Genomic DNA, 3,025 nt, shown 5'->3' on the forward strand with positions numbered 1-3,025 from the left:
GCCGAGGTCGCGCAGTTCGTACATCATCTGGTAGGTCAGCGTGCCCGACTTCGAGACGAGTCCGAGCTTGCCCTTCTTCGTGATGTTCGCCGGGATGATGCCGGCCAGGGACTGCTCGGGCGAGATGATGCCCGGGCAGTTGGGGCCGATGATCCGGGTGGTGTTGCCGGCCTTCTGGGCGCGGGCCCAGACCTCGGCGGAGTCCTGGACCGGGATGCCCTCGGTGATGATGACGAGCAGGCCGATGCCGGCGTCGATCGCCTCGATCGCCGCGTCCTTCGAGAAGGCGGGCGGAACGAAGGCCACGGACACGTCGGCACCGGTCTTCTCCATCGCCTCGGCGACGGAGGCGAAGACGGGAAGCTCGATGTCGTCGCCGTTCTTGTCGACGTGCTTGACGGTGGTGCCGGCCTTGCGGGCGTTGACGCCGCCGACGACGTTCGACCCGGCCGCGAGCATGCGGGCGGTGTGCTTCGTGCCCTCCCCGCCGGTGATGCCCTGGACGATGATCTTCGAATCGGAATTCAGGAAGATAGACATGGGTGTGAGAGACCTTTCCTTACTTGGCGGCTGCCAGTTCGGCGGCCTTGTCGGCTCCACCGTCCATGGTGTCGACCTGGGTGACGAGCGGGTGAGCGGCCTCGGCGAGGATCGCCCGGCCCTCTTCGACGTTGTTGCCGTCGAGGCGGACGACGAGCGGCTTGGTCGCCTGGTCGCCGAGGATCTCCAGGGCCTTGACGATGCCGCGGGCCACCTCGTCACAGGCGGTGATGCCGCCGAAGACGTTGACGAAGACGGCCTTGACCTGGTCGTCGCCGAGGATGACGTCGAGTCCGTTGGCCATGACCTCGGCCGAGGCGCCGCCGCCGATGTCGAGGAAGTTCGCGGGCTTGACGTTGTCGTGCTTCTCACCGGCGTAGGCGACGACGTCGAGCGTCGACATCACGAGGCCTGCGCCGTTGCCGATGATTCCGACCTCACCGTCGAGCTTGACGTAGTTGAGGTCGAGTTCCTTGGCCTTGAGTTCGAGCGGGTCCTCGGCGTCGATGTCGCGCAGCTCTTCGTGGTCGGGGTGACGGAAGTCCGCGTTCTCATCGAGCGAGACCTTGCCGTCGAGGGCGAGGATGTCACCGGCACCGGTCTTGACGAGCGGGTTGACCTCGACGAGGGTGGCGTCCTCCTTCTCGAAGACGGTCCACAGGGAGGTCAGCACAGGAGCGACCTTCGCTGCGGTCTCGGCGTCGAAGCCGGCCGCCTCGGCGATCTCCTTGGCTTTGGCGTCGTCGATGCCGTCGATGGCGTTGACGGGGATCTTCGCCAGCGCTTCGGGGCGTTCGACCGCGAGCTGCTCGATCTCCATGCCGCCTTCCTTCGAGCACATGGCGAGGTAGGTGCGGTTGGAGCGATCGAGGAGAACGGAGAAGTAGTACTCTTCGGCGATGTCCGCACCTTCGGCGATCATCACCTTCTTCGTGATGTGGCCCTTGATGTCGAGACCGAGGATCTCGTTCGCACGTGCTTCGGCCTCGTCCGGATTCTTCGCGACCTTGACGCCGCCGGCCTTGCCGCGGCCGCCGATCTTCACCTGCGACTTGACGACGACCACGCCGCCGCCGAGCTCTTCAGCTGCCTTCTTCGCTTCTTCTGGTGTCGTGGCGACCTGGGCCTTGAGCACGGGCACTCCGTGCTTCTCGAACAGGTCACGCGCTTGATACTCGAAAAGATCCACGTGTCTTCCTTCGTTTCGTCTGCAGGGATTTTCCACCCAGCATTCGTACGGGGTCGTTTGGCCCCGCAAGAGCGTTGACGGATGCAACAACCAGGCACCACTTTATTCCCAACAGCACCCGAGCATCCAAACACGCAGGCCGCGAACGTAACGAATATCTCGTGAAAAAGTATCTTGGTCGTCAAGATTCTTGATCTGGACGTAATATCGGATCATGGATGAGGTGGATCGGATCGTCGCCGCGTGGCGACACGAACGTCCTGACCTCGATGTCTCCCCCATGGAGATCCTCTCCCGCGTGAGCAGACTGTCGCGTCAGCTCGACCGCGCACGGAAGTCGAGCTTCTCCGACTACGGCATCGAGAGCTGGGCCTTCGACGTGCTCTCGGCCCTGCGCCGCTCCGGCGAGCCCTACCAGCTCTCCCCCTCGACGCTCCTGCAGGAGACGCTCGTGACGAGCGGGACCATGACCAACCGCATCGACCGCCTCGTCACCGCCGGCTGGGTCGAGCGTCTGCCCGATCCCGACGATCGCCGCGGAGTGCTCGTGCGCCTCACCGAGGCGGGGCGGGCGACCGTCGACTCCGCCCTCGCCGATCTCCTCGTCAAGGAGCGCGACATCCTCGCCGGGCTCACCCCGGCCGGCCGACGCAAACTCGCGTCCCTGCTCCGGGAGCTCTCGACCGGCTTCGACGGCGACGAGGACTGAGCACGATGGCCGATCCCACTTCTGCCGCCGAGGCGACCGCCGACTCCCTGCGCCACTGGACTCCGGTGGCGCCGCCTCGGCGGGAGACGATCGTCGGGACGTCGGTCGACCTCGTGCCGCTCGATCCCGCCCGGCACGGCGACGGCCTCTTCGCGGCCGCGATCGCCCCCGGCGCCGAGGAGCGCTTCGCCTACCTGCCCGAGCACCCGCCGCGCGATCGCGCGGAGTTCGACGCGTGGCTCGACACTGCTGCCGCCTCGGCCGATCCTCTCTTCTTCGCCGTCGTCGACCGCGCGACCGGGCGGGCCGAGGGACGACAGGCCCTCATGCGCATCGACACCGCCAACGGCGTCATCGAGATCGGCAACATCCTCTGGGGTCCGGCGATCGCCCGCACCCGTGCGGCCACCGAGGCATTCTTCCTCACCGCCGACGCCGTGTTCGCGGCCGGGTACCGCCGGTTCGAATGGAAGTGCAACAACGACAACGCGCCGTCGAAGCGGGCGGCCACCCGGTTCGGCTTCACCTTCGAGGGTGTCTTCCGCCAGCACCTCATCGTCAAGGGACGCAACCGCGACACCGCGTGG

The 3,025-nt window shown here is 66.3% G+C and carries 4 protein-coding genes; 2 read left to right on the top strand and 2 right to left on the bottom strand.

All coding sequences use genetic code 11. The annotated features are described in order from the left end of the window. Both FFS20_RS17760 and sucC read right to left on the bottom strand, forming a co-directional pair. Positions 1-540: CoA-binding protein (locus tag FFS20_RS17760; RefSeq protein ID WP_171007139.1), on the bottom strand; the 540-nt coding region annotated here is incomplete at its 3' end. 19 nt (positions 541-559) lie between these two features. Next, positions 560-1,729 (bottom strand): ADP-forming succinate--CoA ligase subunit beta, encoded by a 1,170-nt coding sequence (gene sucC, locus FFS20_RS17765; protein WP_137827096.1) that lies wholly within the window; start codon positions 1,727-1,729, stop codon positions 560-562. Positions 1,730-1,943: 214 nt separating this feature from the next. On the opposite strand from sucC, the gene FFS20_RS17770 reads away from it, so the two are divergent. Both FFS20_RS17770 and FFS20_RS17775 read left to right on the top strand, forming a co-directional pair. Next, positions 1,944-2,438: a MarR family transcriptional regulator gene (locus FFS20_RS17770; protein ID WP_137827097.1), complete on the top strand. Its 495-nt coding sequence runs from the start codon at positions 1,944-1,946 to the stop codon at positions 2,436-2,438. Between the two features lie 5 nt (positions 2,439-2,443). Further along, positions 2,444-3,025 (top strand): GNAT family protein (locus tag FFS20_RS17775; RefSeq protein WP_137827098.1); only part of this gene is annotated, 582 nt, incomplete at its 3' end.

The sequence above is a fragment of the Brevibacterium sp. 2SA genome (assembly GCF_005502845.1).
Lineage (GTDB): Bacteria > Actinomycetota > Actinomycetes > Actinomycetales > Brevibacteriaceae > Brevibacterium.

Excerpts from the sequence above, each read along its gene's own strand:
- FFS20_RS17770 (WP_137827097.1), top strand. The coding sequence starts at position 1,944 with ATGGATGAGGTGGATCGGATCGTCGCCGCGTGGCGACACGAACGTCCT.